Here is a 6,358-nt window from a genome sequence, read left to right as displayed (position 1 = left end):
GCCGGCACGCTCGAGCAGCTGCAGGCGTTCGCCGCGAATCCGCCGGCCAAGGCGCGGGTGATCCCGCTGAAGGTGGCCGGCGCCTTCCACACCGAACACATGGCCCCGGCGGTCAGCGCCCTGGAAACCCTGCGTCCCCAGCTGAAGCCGGCCCTGCCGTCGCTGACCCTGCTCTCCAATTACGACGGCGAACCGGTCTTCGGCGGCGACGAGAACCTGGACAGCCTGATCGCCCAGGTGTCGCGTCCGGTCCGCTGGGACAAGTGCATGGAGAAGCTGGTGTCCGTCGGCGTCACCGGGTTGCTGGAACTGCCGCCGGCCGGCACCCTCGCCGGGCTGGCCAAGCGCGGCATGAAGGGCGTGGCAACCATGGCCCTGAAGTCGCCGGAAGACCTGGAAGCGGCCCGCGCGTTCATCGCCGAGCACACCGAACAGACCCCCGTCCTGAACCGCACGTCTGGAGAATCCGAGCAGTGAGCACACCCGTCATCCAGCAGACCCCGCTACGCGACTTCACGCGCATCCTGGGCATCGGAGCGTACCGTCCGGACGTCATCGTCACCAACGACGACGTCTGCCAGTGGATCGATTCCTCCGACGAGTGGATCCGCCAACGGACCGGGATCGTGACCCGTCACCGGGCGGGCGCCAACACGTCCGTGCTGGACATGGCCGAAGGCGCCGCCAAGGAAGCGATGGCACAGGCCGGCATCACCGGCGACCAGCTCGGGGCCGTCCTCGTCTCCACCGTCTCCCATCCCTACGCCACGCCGTCGGCCGCCGCGGCGCTGGCCGACCGGATCGGCGCCACCCCGGCTCCCGCCTTCGACATCTCCGCCGCCTGCGCCGGCTACTGCTACGGCATTGCTCAGGCCGATGCCCTGGTCCGCTCCGGAACCGCCGACTACGTGCTGGTGGTCGGCGCGGAGAAGCTCTCCGACGTCATCGACAACACCGAGCGGACGATCTCGTTCCTGCTGGGCGACGGCGCCGGCGCCGTCATCGTGGGCCCGTCCGACACGCCGGGCATCAGCAAGCCGGTCTGGGGCTCCGACGGCAGCAAGTGGGACACCATCAGCATGACCCACTCGCTCAACCACGTCCGCGAGCTCTCGCTGGCCGCAGAGGCCGCCGGCTCGCTCTCGGCCGTCTCGGACACCTTCGACGAGAATGACCACAAGCTCTGGCCCACGCTGCGCCAGGACGGCCCATCCGTGTTCCGCTGGGCGGTCTGGGAAATGGCCAAGGTAGCAAAGCAGGCGCTGGAGGCGGCCGGCCTGCAGCCCGAAGACCTCGCCGCGTTCGTGCCGCACCAGGCCAACATGCGCATCATCGACGAGATGGTCAAGCAGCTGAAGCTGCCCGAGAGCGTGGTCGTGGCGCGGGATATCGCCGATGCCGGCAACACCTCGGCAGCGTCCATCCCCTTGGCCACGCACCGCCTGTTGCAGGAGAACCCCGCGCTCTCCGGCGGATTAGCCCTGCAGATCGGCTTCGGCGCCGGACTGGTCTTCGGCGCGCAGGTCATCGTCCTGCCGTAGACTGCCTTGCGGTAGTCGGGCCTCCCCTACATTCCCACCAGAACCAGGCCGCAGACCGCGGTTTGACACCCCGTCCGGACACCGTCCGGCAGCACAAGAAAAGGAGCCACCATGGCTAGCAACGAAGAAATCCTGGCCGGTCTGGCCGAGATCGTCAACGAAGAGACCGGCCTGGCCCCGGAGGCTGTCGAGATGGACAAGTCCTTCACCGATGACCTGGACATCGATTCCATCTCGATGATGACCATCGTGGTCAACGCCGAGGAAAAGTTCGGCGTGCGCATCCCGGACGAAGAGGTCAAGAACCTCAAGACCGTCGGTGACGCCGTCAACTTCATCGTCAACGCCCAGGCGTAGTTCCGCGCCGCCCGGGGGCTCCCGGGACTCGGCGGCCGGCGGGTGACCCCCGGTCCGGCCGCCGCACCGGATTTATTGCCCAATCACTATTGAGAGAATGAATCAATGGCACGCAAAGTAGTCATCACCGGCCTCGGCGCCACCACCCCGATCGGCGGCGACGTCCCCACGATGTGGCGGAATGCGCTCAAGGGCGTTTCCGGGGCCCGTACCCTCGAAGATGATTGGGTAGCCCAGTACGAGCTGCCGGTGACGTTCGCCGCCCAGGCGAGCAACCGCCCGGACGAAGTACTGACCCGGGTCGAAGCCAAGCGGATGGACCCCTCCACCCAGTTCGCCGTGGTGGCGGCCCGTGAGGCCTGGAAAGACTCCGGCATCGAAGAGGTGGACCACGACCGCCTGGCCGTTGCTTTCGCCACCGGTATTGGCGGCGTATGGACGCTGCTGGACGCGTGGGACACCCTGCGCGAGCGCGGGCCCCGGCGGGTGCTGCCGATGACGGTGCCCATGCTGATGCCGAACGGCCCGGCCGCGGCTGTGAGCATGGACCTGGGAGCCCGCGCCGGCGCCCACACCCCGGTCTCCGCCTGCGCTTCCGGCACCGAAGCCATGGCCTTGGGCATCGACCTGATCCGCGCCGGCAAGGCCGACGTGGTCATGACCGGCGGCGCCGAGGCCGCGATCCACCCCATGCCCATCGCGGCGTTCAGCGCGATGCAGGCCCTGTCCAGGCGCAATGACGACCCCGAGCGTGCTTCGCGCCCCTACGACCTGGACCGGGACGGCTTCGTGATGGGCGAAGGCGCCGGCGCGCTGGTGCTCGAGGCCGAGGAACATGCCCTGGCCCGCGGTGCCCGCATCTATGCCGAGCTTGCCGGCTCCGGCGTCACCGCCGATGCGTACCACATCACCGCCCCGGATCCCGAGGGGCTGGGCGCCACCCGCGCGCTGAAGGCCGCACTGTTCGATGCCCGGGCACAGGCGACCGACGTGGTGCACGTCAACGCCCACGCCACGTCCACCCCCGTCGGCGACAAGCCGGAATACACCGCCTTGAAGGCCGCGCTCGGAGACCATGTCGGCAACGTTGCCGTCTCCGCGACCAAGTCGCAGACCGGCCACCTGCTCGGCGCGTCGGGTGCCGTGGAGTCCGTGATGACCGTGATGGCCGTCTACGAACGCCGCGCTCCCGCCACGATCAACCTGGACAACCAGGACCCGGAGATCCCGCTGGACGTGGTCACCTCCGCCCGCGACCTGCCGCAGGGCGACATCGTCGCGCTGAACAACTCCTTCGGGTTCGGCGGCCACAACGCCGTCGTCGTGTTCCGCAACGTCTGACGCTTCAACCGGGTGTGTGCCTGCGGGCAGCACGAAAGGGAGGGCGGCCGGTTATTACCGGTCGCCCTCCCTTGCGTGGATGGAGGAGGGAGTGAGCCGGCGTCAGCCGACCTGGTGCAGCCAGCGCACGGGGGCACCTTCCGCGGCGTGGCGGAAAGGCTCGAGTTCTTCGTCCCATGCCTCGCCCAGGGCGAGGGACAGTTCGTGGTAGACGGCAGCGGGATCGCCGGCACCGGCTTCGTAGGCGTAGCGGATGCGGTCCTCGCTCACCATGATATTTCCGTGGACGTCGGTCATGGCGTGGAAAATGCCGAGTTCGGGCGTGTGCGACCAGCGGCCGCCGTCCACCCCGGCGCTCGGCTCTTCGGCGACTTCATAGCGCAGGTGGGCCCAGCCGCGCAGGGCGGAAGCCAGCATGGCGCCGGTCCCCTGCGCGCCGACCCACGACAGCTCGGCCCGGTACATTCCGGGCGCGGCAGGTTGCGGGGTCCACTCGAGATCCGTTCGCTTGTCCACGACGGATCCGACGGCCCACTCGATATGCGGGCACAGTGCCGAAGGTGCTGAATGCACAAACAGCACTCCACGCGTCATCACAACAGACATCCCATCCTCCATTTGCTGTAGGTACGTCTTCCCCAACGACCTTCAGCCTGTCAACGGATGGAACTTGTCAGTACTGCTGTTTCCGACGCTTCGTTCCTCATTGTGCCGTACGGCATCGAATTGCGCCAGTGTAACTACCAATGTGTTATGGCGTGTCGCCTGTTCCGCCGGTGCAGGGCTGTCCAAGGGCACCCCAGGCGGCCGCGTTCCGGGCGGAACGGCCTGGTTCCGCCCTCCCGTGTCTCCGGGATCAAGCCCGCGGGTGCGCCTGCTGGTAGCTGCGGCGCAACCGGTCCACCGAGACGTGGGTGTAGAGCTGGGTGGTCGCCAAAGTGCTGTGGCCAAGGATCTCCTGGACGGCCCGGAGGTCCGCTCCCCCGTCCAACAGGTGCGTGGCGGCGCTGTGCCGGAGCGCGTGCGGCCCGGTGGCCGAGGTGTCGCCGAGCAGGCCGAAGAGCCTCGCCGCGACGGAGCGCACCTGGCGGGGGTCCACCCGCCTGCCCCGTTGGCCCAGGAACAGGGCCGGACCGCTTTCCACGCGGGCGAGCCTTGGGCGGCCGCGGCGCAGCCAGTCGTCCAGGGCGACGGCGGCCGGCAGGCCGAACGGGACGGTGCGCTCCTTGTTGCCCTTGCCGAGCACGCGGATGGTCCGGCGTTCGTTGTCCACGTCGTCGATGTCCAGGCCCGCGAGCTCGCTGACGCGGACGCCGGTGGCATAGAGCAGTTCGATCATCGCCCGGTCCCGCAGGGGCATCGGCTCCCCCTCCACGGCTTCCTCGGCGAGCGTCCGGAACAACTCGTCGACCTGTGCCGGGCGCAGCACGGTGGGCAGCGAGCCGTTGCGTTTGGGCGCCTTCAGCCGGAGCGACGGATCGGTGTGGATGAGCTCTTCCCGCAGCGCCCAGCCCATGAACGTGCGGGCGGTAGCCGTGCGCCGCGCCAGCGTGGATCTGGCCATGCCGGCTCCGTTCATCGCGCCCAGCCAGGACCGCAGCGTCCCGAGCGTGATGTTCGGCAGCTCCCGGGCACCGGTTTCCGCTGCGTAGCCGAGCATGTGCCGGACGTCGGTCACATAGGCGCGGATGGTGTGTTCCGAGCGAGCGCGCTCCGCCTTCAGATAGCGGGCGAAGCCATCCAGGGCCGCGTCGAAGGCCTGTGGGAGCGGCTCGGTGCCCTGCGGTTCAGGTTGGTCTGCAGAGCTCATCCCCTCACTTTGCTGGCCCGGCCCGCCGAACTCAAGGAGGCGCACGGGAACGTGGCCGAATTGCCGCCGTGCCTCCTTCCCTGCGTCCTACTCAGTCCCTGCGCCCGCGGCGCCAGCCGGTGGCGTCATGGACGGCCAGTCCTGCCGCTTCCAACCGGCCGAGCCCCGCGAGGACGGTGCGGACCGGGATCCCCGCGACGGTGGCGAGCTTGTCTACGGTGCTTCCCCGTCGAACCGGCAGGGCGTCGAGCAGCAGCAGGTCGTCCACACCGAGTCCGTCGTGGTCCGCGAGCACCTCTTGGCTCCCGGCCTGCACTGTTCCCAGCGGTCCCGCGAGCTCGGCCGCCTCTGCAGCATCCGTGACGGCAGTTGCGCTCCCGTCGCGCAGCAGCCGGTGGGTGCCGGCCGAGTTCGCGCTGTAGACCGATCCGGGGACGGCGCCCACGCCGCGGCCAAGCCCCGCGGCGTGATGGGCGGTATTTAATGCCCCGGAGCGCCAGCGGGCCTCCACCACGATGGTTGCGGCGGCCAACGCTGCGATGAGCCGGTTTCGTTGCAGGAATCTCCACCGTGTGGGTGCGGCGCCGGGCGGAACTTCCGCCAGCAGGATCCCCCGGCTGGCGATGGCGCGGAGCAGTTCTTCGTTTCCGGCCGGGTAGTACCGGTCCAGGCCACCGGCCATGACCGCCATGGTGGCGACATGTTCGGTCTCCGCCGCCAGGGCCGACCGATGGGCCTGCGCGTCGATCCCGTAGGCTCCGCCGGAAATCACGCAATAGCCGCGCTGCGCTAGTCCGCTGCTGATGTCGCCGGTCACTTGGTTGCCGTAATTCGTGCTGTCCCGGGAGCCGACAACGGCCACCGTCGACCGGACGTCCGGGATGCCGTCCGTGAACCTTCCCCGCGCCCAGAGGCAGAGCGGTTCGCCCAGCCCGAGGTCTGCCAACGACGCCGGCCACACGGCATCTCCGGGAATGAGCACGGTGCCGCCGAGCCTGCCGATCACGGCCAGGTCGCGTTCCGGCGCAAGGTCCTTGATGCGCGGCGCCCATCGCTCGAGGGCGTCGTTGAGCGGCTGGGCGTTTCCGGCAGTGGGATCGCGGTCAAGGGCGCGCAGCAATTCCGCCTGCAAACCATGCCCGGCCTTGATCTGGCCGGTGGCGACTCTCAGGGCGTCGTGCGCGCCGGCAGCGGCGACCAGTGCCTGGCCGATCCAGTCAGACGGCTCCATCAGCCGGGACAACGCCGCCCTGGCAAGGCGTTCATCGGTGGACGGCAGTTGCGTCATTCTGGTCATCTCCTCCTGGCC

The 6,358-nt window shown here is 69.0% G+C and carries 7 protein-coding genes; 4 read left to right on the top strand and 3 right to left on the bottom strand.

Annotated elements, in window-relative coordinates:
• The 4 genes from AC5RV2_RS03815 to fabF form a co-directional block, all read left to right on the top strand.
• On the top strand, positions 1-477 hold a 477-nt coding region (locus AC5RV2_RS03815), incomplete at its 5' end, for an ACP S-malonyltransferase (RefSeq protein ID WP_494091247.1).
• Positions 474-1,541, top strand: a complete 1,068-nt coding sequence (locus AC5RV2_RS03810; protein WP_494091246.1) for a beta-ketoacyl-ACP synthase III — start codon at positions 474-476, stop codon at positions 1,539-1,541. The genes AC5RV2_RS03815 and AC5RV2_RS03810, both read left to right, overlap by 4 nt.
• Before the next feature lie 111 nt (positions 1,542-1,652).
• Positions 1,653-1,898 carry an acyl carrier protein gene (locus AC5RV2_RS03805; protein ID WP_127514824.1) on the top strand — a complete coding sequence of 82 codons (246 nt, stop codon included), beginning with the start codon at positions 1,653-1,655 and terminating at the stop codon, positions 1,896-1,898.
• A 105-nt stretch (positions 1,899-2,003) separates the two neighbouring features.
• Entirely contained in the window at positions 2,004-3,239 is a 1,236-nt protein-coding gene (gene fabF, locus AC5RV2_RS03800; protein WP_494091245.1) for a beta-ketoacyl-ACP synthase II, read from the top strand.
• Positions 3,240-3,341: 102 nt separating this feature from the next.
• Here fabF and AC5RV2_RS03795 read toward each other — a convergent pair whose 3' ends face one another.
• The 3 genes from AC5RV2_RS03795 to dprA all read right to left on the bottom strand — a co-directional run bounded on the left by AC5RV2_RS03795 (position 3,342) and on the right by dprA (position 6,346).
• Positions 3,342-3,845, bottom strand: coding sequence for a DUF3145 domain-containing protein (locus tag AC5RV2_RS03795; RefSeq protein ID WP_493977382.1), 504 nt, complete (start codon positions 3,843-3,845; stop codon positions 3,342-3,344).
• Positions 3,846-4,095: 250 nt separating this feature from the next.
• Positions 4,096-5,049, bottom strand: coding sequence for a tyrosine recombinase XerC (locus tag AC5RV2_RS03790; RefSeq protein ID WP_494091244.1), 954 nt, complete (start codon positions 5,047-5,049; stop codon positions 4,096-4,098).
• 91 nt (positions 5,050-5,140) lie between these two features.
• A complete protein-coding gene (gene dprA / locus AC5RV2_RS03785) occupies positions 5,141-6,346 on the bottom strand; it encodes a DNA-processing protein DprA (RefSeq protein ID WP_494091243.1) in 1,206 nt (401 codons plus the stop codon).
• Between the last annotated feature and the right edge of the window lie 12 nt (positions 6,347-6,358).

Source organism: Arthrobacter sp. Y3225116 (assembly GCF_059091245.1).
The sequence above is the reverse complement of the archived record's forward strand: the minus strand, read 5'-3'. Positions and strand labels throughout refer to the sequence as shown.

Excerpts from the sequence above, each read along its gene's own strand:
- fabF (WP_494091245.1), top strand. The coding sequence starts at position 2,004 with ATGGCACGCAAAGTAGTCATCACCGGCCTCGGCGCCACCACCCCGATC.
- AC5RV2_RS03805 (WP_127514824.1), top strand. The coding sequence starts at position 1,653 with ATGGCTAGCAACGAAGAAATCCTGGCCGGTCTGGCCGAGATCGTCAAC.
- AC5RV2_RS03795 (WP_493977382.1), bottom strand. The coding sequence starts at position 3,845 with ATGTCTGTTGTGATGACGCGTGGAGTGCTGTTTGTGCATTCAGCACCT.
- AC5RV2_RS03790 (WP_494091244.1), bottom strand. The coding sequence starts at position 5,049 with ATGAGCTCTGCAGACCAACCTGAACCGCAGGGCACCGAGCCGCTCCCA.
- dprA (WP_494091243.1), bottom strand. The coding sequence starts at position 6,346 with ATGACCAGAATGACGCAACTGCCGTCCACCGATGAACGCCTTGCCAGG.